20 protein-coding genes and 1 pseudogene are annotated in these 20,348 nt (G+C 59.8%); 12 read left to right on the top strand and 9 right to left on the bottom strand.

What is annotated here, in order from left to right:
- The 4 genes and pseudogenes from CR492_RS21200 to CR492_RS16430 all read left to right on the top strand — a co-directional run.
- Window positions 1-131 (top strand): annotated as a pseudogene (locus tag CR492_RS21200) (putative sulfate exporter family transporter); the annotation flags it as partial.
- 80 nt (window positions 132-211) lie between these two features.
- Window positions 212-1,444: a molybdopterin-dependent oxidoreductase gene (locus tag CR492_RS16440; RefSeq protein ID WP_102844818.1), complete on the top strand. Its 1,233-nt coding sequence runs from the start codon at window positions 212-214 to the stop codon at window positions 1,442-1,444.
- Window positions 1,445-1,466: 22 nt separating this feature from the next.
- Window positions 1,467-1,808, top strand: a complete 342-nt coding sequence (locus CR492_RS16435) for a c-type cytochrome (RefSeq protein ID WP_102844817.1) — start codon at window positions 1,467-1,469, stop codon at window positions 1,806-1,808.
- Between the two features lie 316 nt (window positions 1,809-2,124).
- Window positions 2,125-2,361 carry a hypothetical protein gene (locus tag CR492_RS16430; protein WP_102844823.1) on the top strand — a complete coding sequence of 79 codons (237 nt, stop codon included), beginning with the start codon at window positions 2,125-2,127 and terminating at the stop codon, window positions 2,359-2,361.
- A 232-nt stretch (window positions 2,362-2,593) separates the two neighbouring features.
- On the opposite strand, the gene CR492_RS16425 is transcribed toward CR492_RS16430, so the two are convergent.
- Window positions 2,594-3,499 carry a hypothetical protein gene (locus CR492_RS16425; RefSeq protein WP_102844816.1) on the bottom strand — a complete coding sequence of 302 codons (906 nt, stop codon included), beginning with the start codon at window positions 3,497-3,499 and terminating at the stop codon, window positions 2,594-2,596.
- Window positions 3,500-3,925: 426 nt separating this feature from the next.
- A complete protein-coding gene (locus CR492_RS16420) occupies window positions 3,926-4,888 on the bottom strand; it encodes a LysR substrate-binding domain-containing protein (RefSeq protein ID WP_102844815.1) in 963 nt (320 codons plus the stop codon).
- 304 nt (window positions 4,889-5,192) lie between these two features.
- On the opposite strand from CR492_RS16420, the gene CR492_RS16415 reads away from it, so the two are divergent.
- Window positions 5,193-5,966 (top strand): sulfite exporter TauE/SafE family protein, encoded by a 774-nt coding sequence (locus CR492_RS16415; protein ID WP_102844814.1) that lies wholly within the window; start codon window positions 5,193-5,195, stop codon window positions 5,964-5,966.
- Window positions 5,967-6,097: 131 nt separating this feature from the next.
- Here the strand turns inward: CR492_RS16415 and CR492_RS16410 are convergent, their stop codons facing one another.
- From CR492_RS16410 to CR492_RS16380, 7 genes are all read right to left on the bottom strand, one after another.
- The gene (locus CR492_RS16410) at window positions 6,098-7,447 is read right to left on the bottom strand and encodes an MFS transporter (protein WP_245412132.1); all 1,350 of its coding nucleotides are present in this window, start codon (window positions 7,445-7,447) and stop codon (window positions 6,098-6,100) included.
- Between the two features lie 514 nt (window positions 7,448-7,961).
- Entirely contained in the window at window positions 7,962-8,870 is a 909-nt protein-coding gene (locus CR492_RS16405; protein ID WP_102844812.1) for an amidohydrolase family protein, read from the bottom strand.
- Between the two features lie 174 nt (window positions 8,871-9,044).
- A complete protein-coding gene (locus CR492_RS16400) occupies window positions 9,045-10,088 on the bottom strand; it encodes a 2Fe-2S iron-sulfur cluster-binding protein (protein ID WP_102844811.1) in 1,044 nt (347 codons plus the stop codon).
- A gap of 54 nt (window positions 10,089-10,142) precedes the next feature.
- Entirely contained in the window at window positions 10,143-10,508 is a 366-nt protein-coding gene (locus CR492_RS16395; protein ID WP_102844810.1) for a Rieske 2Fe-2S domain-containing protein, read from the bottom strand.
- Window positions 10,509-10,611: 103 nt separating this feature from the next.
- Window positions 10,612-11,172 carry an aromatic-ring-hydroxylating dioxygenase subunit beta gene (locus CR492_RS16390; protein ID WP_245412130.1) on the bottom strand — a complete coding sequence of 187 codons (561 nt, stop codon included), beginning with the start codon at window positions 11,170-11,172 and terminating at the stop codon, window positions 10,612-10,614.
- Between the two features lie 59 nt (window positions 11,173-11,231).
- Complete coding sequence (locus tag CR492_RS16385) at window positions 11,232-12,491, bottom strand: aromatic ring-hydroxylating oxygenase subunit alpha (protein ID WP_102844808.1); 1,260 nt, start codon at window positions 12,489-12,491, stop codon at window positions 11,232-11,234.
- Between the two features lie 522 nt (window positions 12,492-13,013).
- Window positions 13,014-14,399: a PLP-dependent aminotransferase family protein gene (locus CR492_RS16380; RefSeq protein ID WP_102844807.1), complete on the bottom strand. Its 1,386-nt coding sequence runs from the start codon at window positions 14,397-14,399 to the stop codon at window positions 13,014-13,016.
- 374 nt (window positions 14,400-14,773) lie between these two features.
- Between CR492_RS16380 and CR492_RS16375 the strand changes: the two genes are divergently transcribed.
- From CR492_RS16375 to CR492_RS16345, 7 genes are read left to right on the top strand one after another with little or no spacing between them, the layout of a single operon-like run.
- A complete protein-coding gene (locus CR492_RS16375) occupies window positions 14,774-15,256 on the top strand; it encodes an MSMEG_0572/Sll0783 family nitrogen starvation response protein (RefSeq protein WP_012591003.1) in 483 nt (160 codons plus the stop codon).
- A 33-nt stretch (window positions 15,257-15,289) separates the two neighbouring features.
- Window positions 15,290-16,318 (top strand): Nit6803 family nitrilase, encoded by a 1,029-nt coding sequence (locus tag CR492_RS16370; RefSeq protein WP_102844806.1) that lies wholly within the window; start codon window positions 15,290-15,292, stop codon window positions 16,316-16,318.
- Complete coding sequence (locus CR492_RS16365) at window positions 16,257-17,405, top strand: MSMEG_0568 family radical SAM protein (protein ID WP_102844805.1); 1,149 nt, start codon at window positions 16,257-16,259, stop codon at window positions 17,403-17,405. The genes CR492_RS16370 and CR492_RS16365 overlap by 62 nt, the downstream gene beginning before the upstream one ends.
- On the top strand, window positions 17,402-17,941 hold the full coding sequence (locus CR492_RS16360; protein ID WP_102844804.1) for an MSMEG_0567/Sll0786 family nitrogen starvation N-acetyltransferase: 540 nt from the start codon (window positions 17,402-17,404) through the stop codon (window positions 17,939-17,941). The genes CR492_RS16365 and CR492_RS16360 overlap by 4 nt, the downstream gene beginning before the upstream one ends.
- Window positions 17,938-18,909 (top strand): sll0787 family AIR synthase-like protein, encoded by a 972-nt coding sequence (locus tag CR492_RS16355; RefSeq protein ID WP_102844803.1) that lies wholly within the window; start codon window positions 17,938-17,940, stop codon window positions 18,907-18,909. Before CR492_RS16360 ends, CR492_RS16355 begins: the two co-directional genes overlap by 4 nt.
- Complete coding sequence (locus CR492_RS16350) at window positions 18,906-20,051, top strand: MSMEG_0565 family glycosyltransferase (protein WP_102844802.1); 1,146 nt, start codon at window positions 18,906-18,908, stop codon at window positions 20,049-20,051. Before CR492_RS16355 ends, CR492_RS16350 begins: the two co-directional genes overlap by 4 nt.
- A complete protein-coding gene (locus CR492_RS16345; protein ID WP_102844801.1) occupies window positions 20,044-20,331 on the top strand; it encodes an MSMEG_0570 family nitrogen starvation response protein in 288 nt (95 codons plus the stop codon). The genes CR492_RS16350 and CR492_RS16345 overlap by 8 nt, the downstream gene beginning before the upstream one ends.
- The last annotated feature ends 17 nt before the right edge of the window (window positions 20,332-20,348 follow it).

Below are 20,348 nucleotides of genomic sequence, written 5' to 3'. Positions count from 1 at the left end.
CCCTCGGGCTTGGCGTCGACGTGCGCGTGATCGGCCGCGTCGGCGGGCGCGTCACAGCCGCCGTGACCCTCTCGCTGATCCTGCTGCTCTGCATCAGCCTCGGCATGATCTACGGCTTAAGGCTCGGCTAACCACAAGGCGTTAAGAGCCTCGCCCGCTCTTCAGACAATAGCCGCGACAGTCAACAATAAAACATCCCCGGGAGATGCCCATGACCGCTTCAAGCGCCTTTAGCTATCCGACTACCCGCCGCCGTCTGTTGGGGCAGGCGAGCGCGCTCGGCGCATTGTCACTTGTTGCGCCCGCATGGGCTGAGGAGCTCGCCAATCTTGGCCTGCCGGGCGGTCCGAGCGAGCGGCCTCTCACAAAAGCGTTTCCACAAAAGGGCGAGATGATCCTGCAACGGACACGGGCGCCGTTGCTCGAATCGCCGTTCGAAGTGTTCGACAAAGGCGTCTTCACGCCCAACGATCAGCTCTTCGTGCGCTGGCACTGGGCGGTCATCCCTACCGAAATAAAGGTGGATACATATCGGATTGCCGTGCGCGGCCACGTCAAAAACGAACTGTCGCTTTCGCTCGCGGATCTGATGAGCCTTCCTCGCGTGGAGCTCGCCGCAGTCAACCAATGCTCGGGCAATTCGCGCGGATTTTTCGAGCCTCGCGTCGCGGGCGGCGAATGGGGCAATGGCGCGATGGGCAACGCCAAATGGCTCGGCGTGCGGTTGAAGGATGTGCTCGATAAAGCGGGCGTCAAAGATGGGGCGCAGTGCGTCCGCTTCGGCGGACTGGACGAGCCTATGGTCGAGGGCGCGCCAAAATTCACGAAGTCGATCGCGATCGACCACGCGCGCGACGGTGAGGTCATGCTGGCGTTCGGCATGAATGGCGAGCAATTGCCTCTGCTGAACGGCTTCCCCATCCGTTTGATCGTTCCCGGCTGGTACTCGACCTATTGGGTTAAAATGCTTAACAACATCGAGGTGCTGGACGGCCCAGACGATCAGTTCTGGACGGCGAAGGCCTATATGATACCCGATACGCCCGGCGCGAATATGAAGCCTGGCGAAAAGGACGTGAAGATGGTTCCGATCAACCGCATGGTTCCGCGCTCCTTCGTCACCAATTTTCGCGGCGGCGAGAGATTGCGCGCCGGCGCTCCGACGCCCTTGCGCGGCATCGCCTTTGGCGGCGACGCCGGCGTCAAGGCCGTCGAAGTCTCGACAGACGGCGGCGCGACATGGACCCAAGCGAAGCTCGGGACTGATGAAGGCAAATACAGCTTCCGCCAATGGTCGACGCAGATCGAGCCGGCGGCCGGCAATCTCACCGTTATGGTTCGCTGCACCAACATGAATGGTCTGACGCAACCGGCGACGCCAAACTGGAATCCCAGCGGCTTCATGCGCAATGTGATCGAAACCACTCATCTACCGGTGGCCTGACTATTACAAAAGGGAGGCCGTCATGGCCACTTTGGTCCGAACTTTCGCATTTGCAATCATTGCCGCCTTCGCCGTCGGATCGGCGCGTGCAACTGAGGTCCCGCCGCCCTTTGCGCTGAAATCCATAAGCGTGGAATTGCCGACCAGCGACCGGACTTTCCCCTACGGCCCCGGCGTCGCCGTTATGGATGCGAATTGCCTTATCTGCCACTCGGCGGGGATGGTGCTGAACCAGCCGGCGCTGAGCAAAACCGCTTGGGACGGCATCGTCCACAAGATGGTCAAGGTCTACAAAGCGCCCATCGAAGAAGCAGATATTGCGACCATCGTCGACTATCTGACGGCGACCAAAGGCGCCAAATAGCGCCGAGCGGCGATAATTAAGCGCACGCTCCGCCCTGTGCGTCGTCGTCATAGCGGCGCATAGACCAAGGGCTGCGGGCTTTGACTGCGGCATTGAAGCCACTCACTCCGGACCCGACGAGCAAGCTTCTTCCGCCCACGCCGCGCCTTCGGGTCGCGGCGTTTTTTATTCGTTGGGCTTGCGCTCGCCTCAATCGAGCCGACGGAAACAAATGTACATAATTATCTTGTCTTTATAGCTTTAAAAACACACTTGCGGTGTTATATAGGATCGTGTCATATCTAATTGGTACTTTCCTCTGTTAAACGTGATGAAAATGTACAATATCCAGTTCGAGCCTTTCGGCGAACGCGTTGTGGTTAAGCAAGAGCTTGATAATCTTGCGAATTCGGATCGTCCGCTGCAGCGGACCATGCTGAAGGTCGGCGTTGGCATGTTTTGGGCGCTCGTCATTGCGATCGTGACAGCGCGGGCGGTCTATTTTAATCCGAATTTCGCCGAATCCTTCGTCGCGTTCCTCTCCGACCACCTTCGCTTGATCCTGAACGGTTGAAGCGTAAGCATAGCAGCCTCGGACAAGGCCGACCGCAGCGAGCGTCCGTTTGGGCGATTGAAGTTGAGCGATTGCCAACTCGATCGAACCGCGTCGTGCTTACAACGAGCGCAGACGAAAGAAGACGAGCGCAGTGCTGTAACTCTCTTGCAACCAGGCTTGGCGATTAGCATGAGCCAGCGGCAAGTACCGGATTGGCGATAGCTTCGAGCGCCGGAAATCCCCTTCGGCTTTACATTCCAGGCCTGCCGTGTTCGTCGACATCAGCAACGCGCCAAGCCGACAGGTGAACTTTGCTCACTGCGTCCAGAACATGCTTCGCTTTGGTTGCAAGGTAGGCGGCAATGTGGCCGAACGACATGCGATGACGCCTGATCGATGACATGGTCAAGAAACCGCCGATCAACTCAGCCTGTCGTGGATCGAAATTTTCCGGCCTTATCAAGAAGCCTGCGGGCGATCCGTCATTATCACCGAACGTAAAGGCGATTTTGATTGATCCTACGCCAGCGCCAAGATCCGAGGCGACACGCGCCAGGAAGCCGGTGTCGAAGCGATCCGGCCAACACACCAGATCTGATTGGGCGGCGGGCCAGAGTATGGGCGGCGGCGCGTCGTTCTCGCCAAATGACGCGCTAAGCTCACGTTTGACATCGACCAAAATCAGGGCCGCCGCCTGCAACCATTGGGTAAACGAATACAGCGAATCCGCCAAAGCCTGAGGAGCGTATTTCACCTCATCGCCGGACATGAGATCTTTCCAGCTGTAAGGCAATTGTTTGGAAAATTTATCGCGGTCAAAGTCTCTGTGAAGCATTTCGACCAGCAGCCAGGCCTCTATCTCGGTCGACGATTTCCCATCGATCTCGAGAAGATGAGGGGAGGGTTTGCCGCCATGCAAAAATTGCAACCCCAAATCAGGCAGGCTTAGCTGAAGCGAGATCGCTGCGGTAACTTCAGGCGTTGTTATCGTCCGGGCGGCGCTATTCCATAAAAGCGGGGGCGCCACGTCATGGCCGGCGCTTGCGTAACTTAACGCCATGCGGGCCAACCATTGGAGGGCGTTCTGGGCCTGCACGCGGGCTATTCCCAGTTCGGTCAAATCATTGAAGTTCATGAACGACGCCGAATTGTTCATTCAATTTCCTCCCGGCGACGCTTGCATTAAAGCTCGCGGCGTCTCAGCTGGATCACCTTGGCCGGAATCTTCAGCATTGTTGAGTTACTATGAGGCCGCAGGGTCCGCAAATTGATCTCAACTATGGGCTTATCGCTATTGCCCATATGCCTTGCGGCGGCGCCTCGCGGCCTGCACGGTCCGCTCCGTTCAAACTTGTAATCTCTCACGGCTCTTTTCAGCCACCTCATCACTGGCCGCGTTGGTCATCATTCAGAGATTTTTGGGAATTGGCTCTACTCGCAAGAAAAGCCTATCCAAAGAGCGAAAGCGGGAGGCGCACTGATAGCGACGCTATGCAGCTTCGAGGCTCTCTATTTTCCAATCACACTTTTCCACGCCGTGAAAATGAGCTACTCCGATCGGCGCGCCGAGGCCTTGCAAGGTTCAAACAGCGCGGGCGGGAACAAGCGGCGCCGAAATCGCCGGATCTTCCAGCATGCGGCGCAGCTCCTGCGTTTTATTCAACTTCCTTATGATCGAAACCATGACCCCCGCCATTGGCATCATCGTTTCCGCCTCCGCCCAAAAAAGACCCACCTCCCGGCTTCGGATCGGATTAATCAGCTCCAGCGCCCTGGTGCCGGGATGCAGGCCAGGCATGCGTGTAAAATGAGAAGGAATGATGGTGCATAGCTCGGTAAACTGAACCTGGAACATCAGATGCAAAATGGACTCGGATTCTATTTTTGGCTGCGGCTTCATCCCCGCTGCAGATTGAAATGCCTCGTCAACAAAGTGTCGTTCATGAGCTGACGATCGCAACAGCCCTAAAGGGAGGGTCGACGCTTCCTTCCAGGAGATGGTCGTACGATCGGCGAATTCCGCAGTGTCCGGCACCAGCAAACTCAATTTCTCGGTATAAATCGGCAGCATATTGCGGCGACCTATACTGGCCGTGTCCATGTAGGTGATGGCGACATCGAGCGTGAAATTATCCAGACCGACCTTGATCGCTTCGTGACCAATAAATTTAACGTCGATGCGGACATTTGGATGGCGCGCCCTCACCATTTGCAAAACGAAAGGAAGCACCGGGGACATCGATGACATAGCCCCGAGACGCAGATGGCCATGCAGATCGCCCTGCATGCCGTCGATCTCATCCTTCATCGCTTCGCAGTGAGAGATTATCAAACGGGCCCATTTGGAAACGCGCTCGCCTTCGGCTGTCAAGCCCTGCAGCCGTTGTCCACGGCCTCTCAGAAAAATAGGCACCCCAAGTTCAAGCTCGAGCTGCTTGATGCCGTTTGAAAGGCTCGGCTGCGTGGCGTTGCACCTGCTGGCGGCTCGGCCGAAGTGCCCCTCTTCAACAACCGCCACCAGATACTTCAATTGCCGGAAATACATTGCCGTTCCTGCCCATTATAGCAGCCTTTGCGGCTGTCGCTTATTGGATTTGCGATCTTCGTCCCTGACGAAGTCGGTTTCGCGCCCCGTTTGAGGCTATCAACTGCGCCCAAATTGAAAATGTCAATATTGCACCCCGCCTGTGCGCAAGCTGGCTATACGAGAAAGAGGCGCGCAAATTCACACAAGAAACCGCATATCCCCGCAATTCTCATATTAATTTTGTAATATATGCCTGTTTGTAGTTTGATAAATATTGGCTGATGTCGTATTCTGACTCTACCTACCGATCACACAACTTCACATGACGCCTGTAGATATGCTCCTATCGATCGCCATTGCTCTTGTGTCCGGCATCTTTATCGGGTGTATCGGAATCGGGGGAGTATTGATTGTTCCAGCACTTATTTATTTAACTCACATCGGAATATATACAGCTATCGCGGCTGCGATTTGCGGCTATATATTCACGGGCCTCGTCGGCACGTTGATGTTCATGAGAAACGGCACGCTCGATTGGGCCCGCGCCCGCGTGCTTTGCGCCGGAGCCATGCCGGCGGCGATTATCGGCTCCTTAACAGTCAAGGCTACCTCGCCGATCATACTTCAGGGCGCGATCGCGATTCTCACTGTTTCGTCAGGCGTGCAGGCCCTTATCGGGCGACCCGCTCATGTAGGCGAACCGACGCGCTTCGATATGTCAAATCGCAAGGGAGTTCTGATTGGCGTCTTCACGGGATTTCTATCTGCCTTGACCGGAACGGGCGGCCCTGTTGTGCTGATCCCTATCTTGCTGGCGCTTCGCGCGCCGGTCTTGACCTCGATCGGACTTGCACAAGCGATCCAGCTTCCGATTGCTCTTCCTGCCACTGTGGCCAACGCCGCCGCTGGAACGCTCGATCCATTGCTAGGCGGCGTTCTCGGGTTAGGCCTTGCTGCCGGGACGTGGTGCGGAGCATGGTTGGCGCACAAACTCAATCAGGCCGTCCTGCGGCGGCTTGTTGCCTTGGTGCTGCTTGGCACCGGCGGTCTGATGTTGTTCAAGCTAGTCTTGGCGGCGAGTCAGATTTCTTTATAAAAAATCCCGAAAGCCACGCTCGGGCATAAATGTCTGTTTTTAGCCAGTTTGTGAGCAACTCTACTTACGCCGCAAGAAAATGCGCAGCGCGGGGAAACGCGCTGCGCCACATTTGTGAGCGGGTTCCGGCTTTACAGTTGGACGTCTTCGAGTTCACGCCCTGCCGTTTCCGGCCCAATAAGATAGCCTATAATCGTCAGCACCCACAATCCGGCGGTTGCCAGGAACGGACCCGTCGGACCAAATTCCGTGATGCCCCAACCGATCATAAACGGAGCCGCAATCGACACCAGCCTTCCGCCGCCAACCATGATGCCGAATCCGGTTCCGCGCAAAGAGGTACGGAAGAACTCGCTGAGGTAGGTGTCGCCGACGCCCCATAGCCAGCCGAGCATCCCAACCATCAACCCACCATAAATAAGGAAGACATTCAGGGAGGTCGCCGTCGTGGCGAGAACGGTGCAGACGATCATGATAACCGCGCCAAGAATGCCGGCGGGCCGCCTTCCGATGACGTCCGAGAGTCCAGTTCCAATAAACGAGAGGAAAAACTGGGCGACATAGAACAGCATCGCATAAAAAACAGCTTCGGTGACCGTCACGCCAAACTTTTTGACCATGAAGGTTGTGAGGAAGTAGGTGATGCCCCAATATCCGCAACAGTTTGCAACGTAGAGAAGCCACCCGATGACGATCCGCTTCTTTGCGCCAGGAATCGCCCAGATGTTTTCACGCGGATGCTTTTTCCCCTCGATCGCAACGATCTTTTCCATTTCTTCCTGCGCTTCCCTGAAGCGAGGCGAATCCTGGACGACGTTTCGTAGCCAGAAAACGAGGCCGGCGGGCACCGCGGCGAAGATGAAGGCCCATCTCCAGCCCCAGGTTGGCACGATGGCTAGCGCCGCGATGGCCGCGACGATGTAGCCGAGGGAATACAGCCCGAACATGATGCCGCCCGTTCCGAGCGCCCGGTGTTTTGGCGGCCACATCTCCGCCGTGTAGGGCGCGCCAACCGCGAGCTCCCCAGCTCCGCCGACGCCGGTCAGGAACCGAAGTCCGGTAATAGCCGCGACGCTGCTGACGAAGCCGCCGAGCACGGTCGTCGTTCCATAGAGAAGAATAGAAAACCGCAACGCGTTGCGCCGTCCAACCCGGTCAGCCAAATATCCGAAGAAAATTGTGCCGATTGTATAGCCGACAAGAAACAGGGATCCGATGACGCCGATGGCTTTGACGCTGATATCGAGATCTTTCGCAATGACAGGGCTCAGCATGCCGAATATGTTGACCGCATATGCGTCGAAGCCATAACCAAGCCCCGCCGCCATCGCGACGAGCAGCGCCTGTTTGAACGGAATGATTTGACCGGTCGCCATCTTGGAGCCTTCATCGAAGATGGTATGATCGTGGAGCTCGGTCTTTGGCATTACGTCGGCAATTGATGCTGGATGTGCCGTTCCTGATATTGACGGGGGCGCCATAGGGTTTCTCTCCGTGTAGTTTCTTTTTACCTCTTAATAGCCACTCCAATTCGGCTCGGGTGTAAAATCGTTTGCTGTAATGGGCCGATAGATTGACGCTATGACTCGTTGAATTCATCGGCGATTTGGAAATTGGCGAGGCCCCGCGAGTTCAGGAGAGGTGCCGCCATTGGTCTCTGCCCGCATTGGCCGAACGCCAAGTCGCCCGTTTAAATGCCGGGGGGCCGCCTCGGCGGACGGCAGGAACCACGGAGACGGCCCAAAGCCGCTGCGCGGAAAAGGCGTACGAGCTTGATTTACAATGATTTTCGTTACAAAAAAAGCGCTGACGGAGCGTAGCTCCATCAGCGCATTAAAAGACGGCTACTCTCACCACGACGCTCGTCAGCGTATGGCGGGGGCGCCAGGCTAGCTGCCGACGCCTGGCCGCGTCTGCGATCAACGAAGGAGGCGCTATAGTCGCCAGCGTCAACAGCCGAACAGCAAGCGTCGAGCGCGCGAGTCGTTAAAAGGGTCAGCCGCGGAGAGCGGCCTTTTTGGGTATGTCAGCCGAGGCGGTTTCGAGTCCGAGATCGAGAAGCCGGTTGGCCGTGCGGAATGTCGCGGCTTCGTAAGCTTCGGGGCTGAGGCCCAACTGCCGGAAATCCTGGACCCCTTGTTTCATCGGCCGGAACGGATAGGAGCTTCCAAACAGGAATTGGTCGCGCATGAACCCGTTGGCCGCTTCAACATACATCCCCCCGCCAGGTGAAAATGTATACATGTCGGGTGAAACGTAGACATTTTCATTTCGGAACGCAACGGTGACCATCTCGTTGACGTAGGGGTAGAATCCATGGCAGCAAATGATCGGCAGCTTCGGAAAGGTCTTGGCCACGTGATCCACGGCCAAAGGATCGTTGAAAGCCAGATTCGGAGTCGTCGGTCCCGACATGACAAAGGCGGGTACGTTGAGCTCCTGGCAGAGTTCGTAGAGCGGCATCAAGCGCTCGTCGTCAGCTTTCATGGGGGTTGCATAGAAGCCGGCATCGAGGTTGACGCCCTTCATGCCTAACTTCTGGACCGCATGGCGCGCTTCGGCGACAGCCGCCTCGCGGCCGAGTTCGATCGGATCCACTGAAGCGACTCCGATCAGCCGTGTTTTGCTGGCTGCCGCCACGGCGCTGAGGTCCTCGTTGCTTACGCGCACGCCCGGCACGCTACGGGCGACCATGATTGCGACGGTTATCTCGGCGCGGTCCATTTCCGTGAGAAATCCCGCGGCGTCCTTGGCTCGGGCGAAATGATCCACGTCGAGACCGCCGACACGCCGATTGAGCCAGCGAACCACGTCATAGGATGGCGTCCCCGGCGCTGCTCCAAAGAATGGATGCAAGAAGGCTGGGCGACTCCGCATGTCCACGATTGGGGTAGTTTGCGACATCAGATCATTTTCCTTGTGTGGCGTTGTCTCGATTCGCCATGTTGCTTGGGCAAGCGCCCACTCGGCGAGCCCAATTTGAGAATTGCGATCTTGCGGACTGCAAATGCCGTCCTGTAGGCGCTAATCAGATTGATGAGCAAGCGAGCGCCATGCGTCTTTCATGGACCGAAGCCGTTACGAGAATTTATCAAAGCGGATACTGTCCGTCCTCAGGCCGGCCTCCGCGATAAGAACGCGGAGCGTGGCGTCGACCATTGGTTGAGGACCGGCAACAAAGCCGATCGCATTGTTCCATTGGTCGGTCATGCTTGCGGCGGCGACCTCATGAACCATGCCGCTTGCGATCCCTATTGATGAAAACTGCGGATGCAGAGGCGTAGCGACTTGCTCATGAGACGTTGCCACAGTCACTTCAAGGCCGCCGTTTGCCGAAGCAATGTGTTTGGCAAAGTCCTCAAGGTAAAACGCGTCGGCCAGCGTGCGGACTCCGAAAAAGACGCGCCCGCGGTGCCTGTGGAAGTAATGCATTTGCGACGCATGCTCCAATATCGACATCATACCGGCAATGCCAGATCCCCCCGCGATGCATATGACGTCCCGCTCCTCCCCGGGTCTGAATGTCGCGCGGCCTAGCGGACCCACAATCTCGATTTCCGCGCCGTCAACATGATTCTCAAAGAGCCAGTCGGAGAATTTGCCGGTTGGCTTGCGCTTAACCACGAAGTGAAGGCGCTCGAGGTTCTTCCCGAAATTGACCATCGAATACGCCCGTCGGCCAGCCAAACTGGCGACTTGGCAGGTTACAAACTGTCCGGCGTCGAAACTCATCGGGCTCGGCAACGCGACTTCAAAATGAATGACGTCGCCCGTAAGTCTGCGCGTGTTCTCAATGCGCCCTATTCGTTTGATTGCCGCAGGCGTCAGCTCCTTCGGTTGGGCCGTATTGGACCGCACCCGAAGCGAGCAATCGCCAAGCGGCCGCGCCTGGCACATCAGTATGTCGCCCTTTTCGCGATTCAGTTTTGCGTAGCCCGGCGCATCAGTCCAGCCGGCGTCAATTGGTCCGTCCATGACCCTCGCGTGACAAGTTCCGCAAGTTCCTGTCGCGCATTCATAAGGCAGGCTATAGCCAGCGGCCAAACCTGCCGTCAGGACCGTTTCCTCCGGAAAGCCAGGAAACTGAAAGCTTTCCAACTTTGTTTCGACGGTGATTTTCATTTTTTCGAACCAAACTTGATCGCGTCGTTTGCAATGGGCCGGTTTCGAAAGCCTCTATTTGAAGAAATCGTCATCGTCGCCATCTGAATTTTCGAACTCATAAACAAGTTCCTTGTCGATCAGGGCGAAAAGCTTTCCTTCCTCTTCTTTTACATCGTAGGTCTTCAGAGGTTTTTCGGTTTCGCCTAACATCGAAAGCGTGCCGAGATCCCATGACCAGAGGTGTTTACTACAGGTCAGGACGCAATTCGCGATGATCCCTGATTCCTCGAGCGGCTCTTCCATATGCGGGCAGACCGGAGGAAAGGCGCGAAATCGTCCGCCATAATTTGCGACAACGAGCATGATCCCGTCGGCGTCAAATTGCTTCAGTGTGTTTTTCGGGACGTCCGTGGCGCTACAGACATATTTCCATGTCATGCTATCGATCTTTCATTCCTAACAAATCGCCTGGGCAAGCTCGCGCAAGGGGCAAGACCCAGATCAGCCTTCTGGTCCCGGTTGCGGCGCCTTTTGCGGCACGTCAGATCGGCCAGTGGGAGCCCTTGTCAAGGCGACGCTCGTCAATGCGAACCTCGCGCTTCAAGAATTTCGGGCCATCATCCTCCACGGAGAAGGTGTCGTAATATTTTCCCACAAGGAACAGCCGGCTCTCGCCAGAGTCGATGTGCGAATTGATTCCGTCCAGAAGATTCTGGTAGACCACGAAAGAACTCACCGCCGTCGCGCTGCGTCCGTCATCTGCCAGATCTACGGTGTAGACCGATGTATGGCGCCGAAGCGGGGAGTGATCCGTATTGTGCTTTGGCAACAAGCGAATGAGGTTGGCGATGTCTTTGCGCTTGCCTTGAAGATAAGTCATGTCCTTGTTGATTTCCGGGCTGAATGATTTGATTGCGTAGTGGAAATCGTCATGGCAAAGATTAAGCCAATCGTCCCACCGCTGATCGTCAAGCATTATCGTCGCGCGATAGATGGTGTCCCGCACCTTTGCGGCCATGTCGGCGCCATTCTGGGCCATTGATATTCCTCCCCGGGGCGCCGAGAGGTAGGACAGCGCCTCAATTGTCTTTTCAGTGTTCATGTGTTCGGCCTCCTCGGAGGCCGAACGACTTTCGCTCGCATGATGCTGCGGATGGCGGATTATTCCGCAGCCGCAACCTCGACGTGGCGTTCCGCCGTGAAGGGCTTTGATGGATCGCTCGCCATGCGGTTCATCCAGCGGCTCCACTCTTCGTAATAATGACGCATGCCGTTTTCGTCATGGATCGTCTGGTTTTCGTGGCGTCCGTGAAGCACGCGGCGGGATTCGCTGCCAGGCAGCGTTGTCGAGCCCTGCCCCGTCACTCCAATGAGATCCTCGTGGAGATTGCGTCCGAAGGGGCCCCATATAGAATTATGGTGGTTGATGCGCGTCTCTCTCTCTTCGGGCGTATCCTTTTTCAGGCCGAGACCTCGGAACTCGATCATGACCTTGTTGGGCCCAATAGGCGTGACGATATCGCAGCGCAACGCAGAACCGCGAAGATTGAAATTCATGCCCGGGAACAAATCGACCATATACCACTGGTTTGGCGGCAGATGCGGGAATGACAGGCCTGCACGGCTCTCGAAGCCTTCATACTGGTCGTAATTCACCTCAAACGTTCCGACCTGGATGTGGCCGTGATTGAACGCCTCATTTTTGCGCGCGAAATAGGCGTCGTTAAAGCCGGTTACGCGATTGTGGTAATGCATGAAATCGTGATAGAATTCACAATTAGTGTCATGCCACAGCTTGTAGTTCGTACTGACGATCGCCTTGTGGTAGTGGAAAACCTCCAGAGGCTCTGCGTCTAACGTCTTGCGCAAGGCGCCAAACGCGTCGGCGGCCCAATCCTCAAGGGACGCGACGGGATTGTCGTCGAGGTTCACCCAGACGAATCCCCCGAATTTCACTTCACAGCGGAGGCGACGAAGGCCAACATCTTCTTTCGTCAGCCGGTCCTGGAAGCCCTCTTTTTCGCGGCTGATATAGACGCAGTTGCCCTTCATATCGAATTGCCACGCATGGAACATGCATGTCATGCGCTTGGGGTTGCCGGACGGCTGAGCTTCCATGAAGCTGCCAGAGGGCCGGCGCTCAATCAGCATTCCCCTGTGCGGGCATACGTTCAAGAAAGCTCGAACGACATTGTCGGGGCCGCGCGTCACGATGATGGGTTCACGCGCGATTGAAGTCGTCCGAAAATCGTACGGCTTGGCCAGCTCTGACTCGTGACAGACGGGAATCCAAGTGTGCTTGAAGATCTTATCAAGCTCTTCTTCGAAAATGCCCTGATCCGAGTAAATCCGACTATCAATCCACTCGCCGCTTGCGAGCGGTGGATTCGCAAGCCACTGCTCGTGAGTTTTCGCGACCATTCTGTTCCTCCCGGTAAAAGCCTCGCCTTGTCTGCGGCGCCGATCCCGTCCGGCTCAATCTTCTCGACTCGGGATCAAATGCCGAAAGCGGGTCTTAAATCTGCGAAAGGGACCATAGCAGACGCGGGCAGGCCACGAACGTCGCATCAAAATGAAAGTATTTTATACGCTGATCGATATGGCGAATAAGTTTTCCAATGGAATTGCAGAAATCTTGACCCATAAGGATTCCCGCCGGCGCCTTTGTGATTCATCGTTCCAGCAAGAGGGGCTCATGCTTTGCGCGTATTTTTGCGCGTTCGGACAATCGATATGGACCTGGAGTTGACCCGGTTTTGGAGTGCGGCCCTCGAAACGGATAGCGAGAAACGAAGCAGCTAACCGAGGAGAACTTTCGAAGGATCGAAGCTCATGGCCCTGCGTCGTTTCCGCAGCGCCGAGGACAAGCGTGGGGCGCGCGACCGACCCCGCGCTTCTCCAGCGTCAAGCGCGCCAACGGATGCGATGGCGCGACCAGGCGCCTCACAGAAATTGCAGCGCATGCGCCGGCGATTGCGTCAGCGCATGAGCGATATATTCCAGCGCTGAGCGGATCTCTTCGCGTCCGGTCGGACCGCCGATGCAGATACGGATCGCCTCGATCGGATCGCCGCCGACAGTGAACGCGTCGCTGGCGACGACGCCGATCCGGGCCGATCCCATGTGGCCGATGAAGGCGGAGCGGGTCCAGGGCTTTGGCAGCTCCATCCAGAGATTGAAGCTGAGGCGATCGGCGCGAAAGCTGCCCTTGGGCAGGATGTCGGCGGCGAGTTCTTGGCGCGCCGCGGTCTCGGTGCGGATGAAACGCAAGATGGTGTCGGCGGAGCCGTCCTCGATCCAGCGCGTGGCGATGGCCGTCGTCAGCGGCGAGGCCATGACGTTGGCCGCCCGCATGGCGGCGGCGAAAGGCCAGCCGGAACGGGCGTCAGGCGCGACGACATAGGCGGCGCGCAGGCCTGCGCCGATGCATTTGGCAAGGCCCGCCACATGCCAGGTGAGGTCGGGCGCAATGGCCGCAAACGGCGGCTGGCCTTGCGCCGGGATGAAGCCATAAGCGTCGTCCTCGACAATCGGGACATTGTAGCGCCGCGCAACCGCGGCAATCGCGACACGCCGCGTCGCGGGGACGGTGAGCGTCGTCGGATTGTGCAGCGTCGGATTGAGATAGATCGCCTTCGGCTTCAGCGTCTCGCAGGCTGATTTGAAGGCGTCGGGGTCGACGCCGTCCGCGTCCATCGGCAGGCCGACCAGCTTGAGGCGAAGCTGCGCGGCGATGGCGCGCATGCCCGGATAGGTCAACGCCTCGCACAGCACGACCTCGCCGGGGGCCGCCAGAATGCTGAAGATTCCAAGCAGGGCCGGATGCGCGCCCGGCGTCACGAACAGACGATCCTGCGAGGGAACCAGCGAGCGCCGGCCGAGCCAGGCGGAGGCGGCGTCCTTGTCCGCCGGAGAGCCGCCGAAGGCCTGATAGCGGAGCAACGAAACGAGATCGCGGCTAACCTCAGCCACCCCCTCCTGCATCCGCGCAATCAGGGCCGGATCGTCCGGCTCGGGGGGCAAATTCATCGACAGATCGACGAAGTCGCTGCGCGCAGGCCTTGGAGGCGGCGGCGCTTGACGCGGCGGCGCGCAGACGAAGGTGCCTCGGCCGACGCGCGATTCAACGAGGCCGCGCTTTTGCGCCTCGACATAGCCGCGCGCGACGGTGGTGAAGTCGACCCCGAGCCGGGCGGCGAGCTGGCGCTGCGGCGGCAGACGATCGCCAATCGAGAGCTGACCGCTGCGCAGGTCCTCGGCGATCAGATCGGCAATGGCGAGATAACGCGGCTTGTCGCTGCGGGTGAGATCGGGGGTCCAGTCAGGCATGGATTAAGCCTCGGGCGAGTCGACGCGCATAAATTGACTGCACATTGTTGCATCCGGTTTGGCGCGCGGGCAAGGACTAATTTTACGAGCAGGCTTGGCTAGCGGGTTTTCGAGAGAGAAGGAGGTGCCGCCGATTTGAGCGCAATGCCGCAAAATCAGTTGATCCCGCTCAAACGACTAGCAGGCGTAAGGCCATATTGAATGTATTATTGCATGCATTTTGACTGTTTTTATACGTGCCAATAAAAAACGATCAATTGGCATATTGATTGCGACATTATTGGCCTGCGCTCGCCTCCAACGAGCATTCAAAGCCGCCGCGCCGGGGCCCTGCAAAAGCCCATAGCGCGGACATTCAAACCAAGGAGTGCATCATGCCCGCCGTCGTCAAGCCAGCCAATCAAAAGGGAGACTTTCTCGTCGACTACGAGGAAAAGAAATTCGAGGACGTCAAAGCCCAGCCCGGCGAAAAGGCCCTCGTCACCTTCCATACCGTCGCCTTCGAAGGCTCGATCGGCTTCGTCAATCTGCTGCAGACCTCGCGGCTCATCCAGAAGGGTTTTGAGACCTCCGTGCTGCTCTATGGGCCGGGCGTGACGCTCGCCCTCCAGCGCGGCTTTCCAAAACTCGGCGACGAGGCGTTTCCGGGCCATCTCAACTTCAACAATCGCATCGAGAAGATCATCGCCGACGGCGGCAAGGTCTATGCCTGCCGCTTCGCGCTGCAGGCGCTCTACGGCCATGGCGAGGGCGCGCTGATCCCCGGCGTCATCCCGATCAGCCCGCTCGACGTGCTTGATCTCGTTCTCCTGCATCGCCGGGACAACGCCTTCATCCTCGAAACCTGGACGCTCTGACCTTGGCCGCGCCGCTTTTAAAGGGAGGCCGTGATGGCTGAGACAAGACGCGTTCGCGCGGCGGCGGTGCAGATCGCTCCCGATCTCGACAGCCTCGCCGGGACGATGGAGCGCGTTCTCGCCTCCATCGCCGAGGCCGCCGGGAAAGGCGCGGAACTCGTGGTGTTCCCCGAGACTTTCGCGCCCTGGTACCCTTATTTCTCCTTCGTGCACCCGCCGGTCCTGACCGGCGCGGAGCACCTGCGCCTTTATGAAAACGCGGTTGTTGCGCCCGGCCCGGCGACGGAGGCGGTCGCCGCGGCGGCTCGAAAATTCAGCCTCGTCGTCGTCCTCGGCGTCAACGAGCGCGACCATGGCTCGCTCTACAACACGCAGCTCGTGTTCGACGCCGACGGCGCGCTCAAACTCAAACGCCGCAAGATCACCCCAACCTACCATGAGCGGATGATCTGGGGCCAGGGCGACGGGTCGGGCCTCAAGGTGGTCGACACGGCCGTGGGCCGCGTCGGCGCGCTGGCCTGCTGGGAACACTACAACCCGCTCGCCCGCTACGCTCTGATGGCGCAGCACGAGGAAATCCACATTGCCCAGTTTCCGGGCTCGCTGGTCGGCCCGATCTTCGCCGATCAGATCGAGGTGACGATCCGCCATCATGCGCTGGAATCCGGCTGCTTCGTCGTCAACTCCACGGGCTGGCTGAGAGAGGAGCAGATCGCGCGCATCTGCCCCGATGAGCGGCTGCGCAAGGCGCTCAGCGGCGGTTGCATGACGGCGATCATCTCGCCGGAAGGCAATCATGTGGTCCCGCCGCTGACCTCAGGCGAGGGCATTCTGATCGCCGATCTCGACATGAGCCTCATCACCAAACGCAAGCGGATGATGGACAGCGTCGGCCATTACGCGCGGCCCGAATTGCTCAGCCTCAATCTCGACAACCGCGAGGCGGCGCCGCTGCGCGCCGCTTCTCCCTTTGCCTCTTTTCCGGCGGAGAGTTTTTCCGATGAAACCCTTGCAGCATCCCATCGAATTGGAGTCCTTGAAGACGGAACGCTTGATCAATGAGCTGCAGTCCCTCGGGGTGCGGCTTGTCGATCCGGACGCCGGCGCAAGCGGGCGGCGCGGCGGCGCTGGCCCATCTGATCACAAGGCGCTGACAATCGACGGCCTGACGATCATGGCGCCGGTCCATACCGCGCCCGCCTCGGGTAGCCCCTATCTCGTCGAAAAGCCCGATGCCTTTGGCCGCAGCCGCATCCTGCGCGACGGCCTTCCGCTGGGCGTCGTCTCCTTCCCAGCGCAGCCCAAATTCTATGGGCTGACGACGGCGGACGGCGTTCCCTATTCGAAGATCGCCACGCTGCACGGGCGCGACGTGCTGGCGACAACGGTGCTGCAGAGCTGCGTGCGCTACAAAAGCCGCGCCAAGACGTGCCAGTTCTGCGCTATCGGCGAGTCGCTTGCCGCCGGCCGCACGATCGAGCGTAAAACCCCGGCGCAGCTCGCCGAAGTGGCGAAAGCGGCGGTCGAACTCGACGGCGTCAAGCATATGGTGATGACCACCGGCACGCCGCCCGGCAAGGATCGCGGCGCCGCGATCCTTGCCGAGAGCGCCGCCGCCGTGAAGGCCGCCGTTCATTTGCCGATCCAGGTCCAGTGCGAGCCGCCGGACGACGACGCCTGGTTTGGCCGCTTGCGCGACGCCGGCGCCGATGCGCTCGGCATGCATCTTGAGGCGGTCACCGAAGAGGTGCGCGCGCGCATCATGCCGGGCAAAGCTCAGGTTCCCGTAGAGCGCTATTTTTCCGCCTTCCGGGCCGCCGTCCCGGTGTTCGGGCGCGGACAGGTCTCGACCTATATTCTCGCCGGCCTCGGCGACGCGCGCGAAGACATCCTCGATATCTGCCGGCGCCTGATCGATATCGGCGTCTATCCCTTCGTCGTGCCCTTCACGCCCATTTCCGGCACGCCGCTCGAAAACCACCCGACCCCTTCCGCCGCTTTCATGGACGAACTTCTGGCGCCCCTCGCCTTGATGCTGAAAGAGGGCGGCCTGGCCTCCTCGGACGTCAAGGCGGGATGCGCCAAATGCGGCGCCTGCTCCGCGCTCTCCGCTTTCGAGCGCCGCGTCGATGCGGGAGGCCGGGCATGATCTTCGAGCCTTTCAAGAACTTTGCGGCGACCGCGTTCCAGATCAAATACGCCACTGAGGCGTGGGAGCGTCGCGGCGCAGGCGCGCTGCGGCGCGCCGTGTTCTGCGACGAACAGCAGATTTTTTCAGGCGACGATCGCGACGCCATCGACGATGTCGCAACGCCGATCGTCGCGCTTTCGATGCTTGGCGTCGCCGCTGACGCCGTGGTCGGCGTCGTGCGCATCCATGAGACGGCGCCCGGCCTCTGGCAGGGCTCGCGCCTTGCGGTGGCCGCCGACTATCGCAAAGTCGGCGCGCTCGGCGCCGCCTTGATCAAGCTCGCCGTCGCCTCGGCGCACGGACGCGGCGCGACGCGCTTCATCGCCCAGGTGCAAAGCCAGAACGCGCTCCTGTTCCGGAGAATGCATTGGCGGACGCTCGATGAAATCGAGCTGCACGGCCGGGCGCATCATCTGATGGAGGCGGATCTTTCCTTCTATCCGCCACTCGGCGCGCCCGAACAGGGTTTTATCGCGCTGCGGAGGGCGGCATGAGCATCGATCTTTTCGCTCTCGCATGCGCGCTTCACGCCGCGCCGGGCCTCGCGGCCAAGACCGACATCGGGCTTGCGACGGCGCGGCTCGGTCTCTCCGGCGCCCTGCCCGTCCCGACCGGCGATGATTGCGCGGCAATTCCCGACGGCGATGGCTGGCTGCTGTTCGCCATCGAAGGCTTTATCAATGAATTCGTCGCCGCCGACCCCTGGTTCGCCGGCTGGTGCGGCGTGATGGTCAATCTCTCCGACATTGCAGCGATGGGCGGGCGCCCGATTGCGCTGGTCGACGCGCTCTGGGCTGAGGGCGAGGCCGGCGCCGATCCTCTTCTCGCCGGCCTTCGCGCCGCTTCCGACCAGTTCGGCGCGCCGCTGGTCGGCGGTCACACCAACCTTCGCGCCGGCCACGGCCAGTTGTCCGTAGCAGCGCTCGGCCGCGCCAAACGCCTGCTGACCAGCTTCGACGCCCGGCCCGGAGACCGCCTCATCGCCGCGATCGACTTGCGCGGGCGCTACCGTGATCCCTTCCCCAATTGGGACGCGGCGACCAGCGCACCCGCCGAGCGGCTGCGCGGCGATCTTGAGCTGTTGCCCCAGATCGCCGAGGCTGGTTTGTCGCGCGCCGCCAAGGACATCAGCCAGGCCGGGCTCGTCGGCACGGCCGCCATGCTGGCGGAATGCTCCGGCGTCTCCATCACGATCGACGTCGCCGCCGCGCCAAGACCCGCCGGCATTCCGCTCGAGCGATGGCTGACGAGCTTTCCGAGCTTTGGCTATCTCATCGCTGCGGCCCCCGCAGATGCCCCCGCAATCAATGCGCGCTTTTCGGCGCGCGGCATCGCCGCCGCCGAGATCGGGGAAGTGGCGGCAGGCGGGCGCGTCGCCATTACCGACGGCGTTTCGTGCGAGACGATCTTCGACCATTCGAGCCGGCCGCTCCTTGGCTGCGGACCACGGAGGGTTGCATGAGGATCGCCATTCTCGCCCATTCGACCAATCCGCGCGGCGGCGTCGTCCATGCGCTGGCGCTGGGCGACGCGCTGACGCACCTCGGCCATGAGGCGATCGTCCACGCGCCGGACGCGGCGGGCGCGGGCTTCTTCCGCAAGACGCTGTGCGACACGGTTCTGGTTCCGGCGACGCCTTCCGGCCCCGCAATGACCGAGTTGGTCGAACGCCGCATCGCCGATTATGTCCGCCATTTCGAGTCGCCCGCGCATCGCCGCTTCGACGTCTACCATGCCCAAGACGGAATTTCCGGCAATGCGCTCGCAACGCTGAAGCAGCGCGGACTGATCTGCGATTTCATCCGGACTGTTCACCACATTGACGATTTCGCCGATCCGAGATTGCGCGCCCTGCAGAAGCGCTCCATCACACAAGCAGGGCGCCATCTCGTCGTCAGCCGCGCCTGGCGCGACGCGCTTGCTCGTGAGTTCGGCGTTGAGGCGGCGATCGTCGGCAATGGCGTCGACAGGCGCTGCTTCTCGTCAGCGCGAGACGGCAGTGACTCCGCGCTGCGCGAAACCCTCGGCCTCCACCCAGGCCCGGTTTTTCTCTCCATCGGCGGCGTCGAGGCGCGCAAGAATTCGCTGCGCATCCTTGCGGCCTTCGCCCGTATCCGTAAGCAGCTGCCTTCGGCGCAGCTCGTCATCGCCGGCGGCGCCTCACTGCTCGACCATGACGCCTATCAGCGGCAATTTTCCGACGCGCTGACGGAGCTTCGCCTGCCGCCTGGCGCGGTCATCCGCACGGGGCCGCTGGCGCAGGCCGTCATGCCGGTGCTCTACAGGCTGGCGGATGGGTTGGTCTTTGCCTCCCTCAAAGAGGGCTTCGGCCTAGTGGTGCTGGAAGCCATGGCGTGTGGCGTTCCGGTCATCGTCTCCAAGATCGCGCCCTTCACAGAATATCTCGGGCCTGACGAGGCGGCCTGGTGCGATCCGCTTGATGTTGACTCGATCGCGCGCGCCATGACGGCGGCGTTGCGCCCGCAGCTTCGCGCTCAACTCATAGAAAATGGATTCGCTACGGCCGCGCGGCATGATTGGGACGGGACGGCGCAAGCGCATCTTGCCAGCTACGAAAGCCTGAAGGAAACCGTCGATGCCTGAGATGCGCTTTCTGATCCGCTGGCCCGACGGCTCGCCGGAGAGCTGTTATTCGCCGTCGCTCGTGGTCAAGGACTATCTGACGCCGGGCGCCAGCTACACGCTCGACCAGTTTGTCGCCCTCAGCCGCGCGGCGCTGACCACAGCCAGCGCGCGCGTCGAGGCGCGCTACGGGCGCCCCTGCTCGCTGGCGCTGGGACAGCTCGCCAACATCGAGGCCAAATCCCGGCGCTTTGCCGAAATCCCCGACCCGTGCGTCACAGTCGACGCCTTCGAAGAATGAACGAAGAGATCAAACGC

The sequence above is a fragment of the Methylocella silvestris genome, assembly GCF_002891535.1.
Taxonomy (GTDB): Bacteria; Pseudomonadota; Alphaproteobacteria; order Rhizobiales; family Beijerinckiaceae; genus Methylocapsa; species Methylocapsa silvestris_A.
Note: the sequence above shows the minus strand (reverse complement) of the source record. Positions and strands in the feature narration are given on the sequence as shown.

Excerpts from the sequence above, each read along its gene's own strand:
- CR492_RS16365 (WP_102844805.1), top strand. The coding sequence starts at position 16,257 with ATGAAACCCTTGCAGCATCCCATCGAATTGGAGTCCTTGAAGACGGAA.
- CR492_RS16375 (WP_012591003.1), top strand. The coding sequence starts at position 14,774 with ATGCCCGCCGTCGTCAAGCCAGCCAATCAAAAGGGAGACTTTCTCGTC.
- CR492_RS16405 (WP_102844812.1), bottom strand. The coding sequence starts at position 8,870 with ATGTCGCAAACTACCCCAATCGTGGACATGCGGAGTCGCCCAGCCTTC.
- CR492_RS16435 (WP_102844817.1), top strand. The coding sequence starts at position 1,467 with ATGGCCACTTTGGTCCGAACTTTCGCATTTGCAATCATTGCCGCCTTC.
- CR492_RS16400 (WP_102844811.1), bottom strand. The coding sequence starts at position 10,088 with ATGAAAATCACCGTCGAAACAAAGTTGGAAAGCTTTCAGTTTCCTGGC.
- CR492_RS16420 (WP_102844815.1), bottom strand. The coding sequence starts at position 4,888 with ATGTATTTCCGGCAATTGAAGTATCTGGTGGCGGTTGTTGAAGAGGGG.
- CR492_RS16390 (WP_245412130.1), bottom strand. The coding sequence starts at position 11,172 with ATGAACACTGAAAAGACAATTGAGGCGCTGTCCTACCTCTCGGCGCCC.
- CR492_RS16410 (WP_245412132.1), bottom strand. The coding sequence starts at position 7,447 with ATGGCGCCCCCGTCAATATCAGGAACGGCACATCCAGCATCAATTGCC.
- CR492_RS16430 (WP_102844823.1), top strand. The coding sequence starts at position 2,125 with ATGTACAATATCCAGTTCGAGCCTTTCGGCGAACGCGTTGTGGTTAAG.
- CR492_RS16345 (WP_102844801.1), top strand. The coding sequence starts at position 20,044 with ATGCCTGAGATGCGCTTTCTGATCCGCTGGCCCGACGGCTCGCCGGAG.
- CR492_RS16380 (WP_102844807.1), bottom strand. The coding sequence starts at position 14,399 with ATGCCTGACTGGACCCCCGATCTCACCCGCAGCGACAAGCCGCGTTAT.
- CR492_RS16440 (WP_102844818.1), top strand. The coding sequence starts at position 212 with ATGACCGCTTCAAGCGCCTTTAGCTATCCGACTACCCGCCGCCGTCTG.
- CR492_RS16395 (WP_102844810.1), bottom strand. The coding sequence starts at position 10,508 with ATGACATGGAAATATGTCTGTAGCGCCACGGACGTCCCGAAAAACACA.
- CR492_RS16355 (WP_102844803.1), top strand. The coding sequence starts at position 17,938 with ATGAGCATCGATCTTTTCGCTCTCGCATGCGCGCTTCACGCCGCGCCG.
- CR492_RS16360 (WP_102844804.1), top strand. The coding sequence starts at position 17,402 with ATGATCTTCGAGCCTTTCAAGAACTTTGCGGCGACCGCGTTCCAGATC.
- CR492_RS16370 (WP_102844806.1), top strand. The coding sequence starts at position 15,290 with ATGGCTGAGACAAGACGCGTTCGCGCGGCGGCGGTGCAGATCGCTCCC.
- CR492_RS16415 (WP_102844814.1), top strand. The coding sequence starts at position 5,193 with ATGACGCCTGTAGATATGCTCCTATCGATCGCCATTGCTCTTGTGTCC.
- CR492_RS16385 (WP_102844808.1), bottom strand. The coding sequence starts at position 12,491 with ATGGTCGCGAAAACTCACGAGCAGTGGCTTGCGAATCCACCGCTCGCA.
- CR492_RS16350 (WP_102844802.1), top strand. The coding sequence starts at position 18,906 with ATGAGGATCGCCATTCTCGCCCATTCGACCAATCCGCGCGGCGGCGTC.
- CR492_RS16425 (WP_102844816.1), bottom strand. The coding sequence starts at position 3,499 with ATGAACAATTCGGCGTCGTTCATGAACTTCAATGATTTGACCGAACTG.